Genomic DNA, 1,230 nt, shown 5'->3' with positions numbered 1-1,230 from the left:
ATAATACAAGTAAACGTGGTGAATTGCCCGTATTAACAAGTGATGCAGGTAAAGTCGTTATGCAATTTCACCAAGCCATACAGGGTGGCGATAAGAGCAAAGCACGCGGCTTTTTAGCTGATGATGTCATTATATATGAAGGAGGTAGAGTTGAACGCTCAGCCGATGATTATGCAAACCACCACATGCTGGCTGACATGAAATATTTGGCTCAACTTGAAGTAGAAATACTTGAACATGAAGTAAGAGAGGTAGGACAGACAGCTTTTTCTATGTCTAGAACAAAGTTGACTGGAGAGTTTAAAGGAAAAGAAGTGAACAGTGAAGGCATGGAAAGTATGGTGCTTTTGAAAAAAGATGGGAAATGGAAAATAGCTCATATCCATTGGTCCCATTAATTTAAACATAATAATTCAGAGAGGTTAAAAATGAGAAAATTTATTACAACTATTATTGCCCTTATCATCAGTATTTCGGCTGTGGCTCATGATGATATAGATCATAGTAATAAAGACAAAAAGGCGATTGTTGATGTGATTAAAAGCATCAAGTATGGCTGGGAAAATGGTGATGGATTGCCGTTTCGACGTAACTTTTTAGATTTTGAGGGGGCACGTTATATCGAAGGAGGAGGACAAAATGCAGGGTTAGATTCGCTAGTCGAGCATCACGTAGAGCCTGAAAAGGATGCATTGGAATACTTAAAGTTAAACTTTAGTGGAATAGAAGTTCACTTTGAGGGTGATGACAAATCTTTTGCGTGGGCTATTGCTGATACACGGATGGAAGGAAAAGTGAACAGAAGTGGTAAAATATTCGATAAAGTTGGATTTCAAACATTCTTATTTCGCAAAATAAATGGTAACTGGAAGGTTGTGCATACCCACTCGTCTAGTAGAGATAATAAGTGATAATTGTTTAAAACTACACGGCATGCTGACTGGCTAGTTTAAGCCTTTAAATGAATGGAATAGGACTTTAAGTGAAAAAAATAGAGAAGAAAAAGTACTCAGGTTTTTACGAGTTTAACGTCACTTTAGGTCCTATTGATAATTATCACACCGCTTTTTTTTTGAGTTGAGGTTCGGTAACCGTCGGCTAAACCACACCTAAACATTTATTTTATATTCGCTAAGCTCATTTCTTTTTAATAACAGGAGTGAGTTATGCAAACCAATCGAACACAACAATGGCTAGATTTAATTCGCCGACAACCAGGCTCTGGTTTAA

2 protein-coding genes are annotated in these 1,230 nt (G+C 37.3%); both read left to right on the top strand.

Features of this window, described 5'->3' with window-relative positions; translation table 11 throughout:
* On the top strand, positions 1 to 398 hold a 398-nt coding region (locus tag AAEY57_RS19185; protein WP_350608574.1), incomplete at its 5' end, for a YybH family protein.
* A 30-nt stretch (positions 399 to 428) separates the two neighbouring features.
* Complete coding sequence (locus AAEY57_RS19180) at positions 429 to 911, top strand: Cif family virulence factor (RefSeq protein WP_350608573.1); 483 nt, start codon at positions 429 to 431, stop codon at positions 909 to 911.
* Positions 912 to 1,230 lie beyond the last annotated feature (319 nt).

The organism is Pseudoalteromonas sp. MER144-MNA-CIBAN-0113 (assembly GCF_040308965.1).
Taxonomy (GTDB): Bacteria; Pseudomonadota; Gammaproteobacteria; order Enterobacterales; family Alteromonadaceae; genus Pseudoalteromonas; species Pseudoalteromonas tetraodonis.
This window is presented reverse-complemented; position numbering and strand designations above follow the sequence as displayed.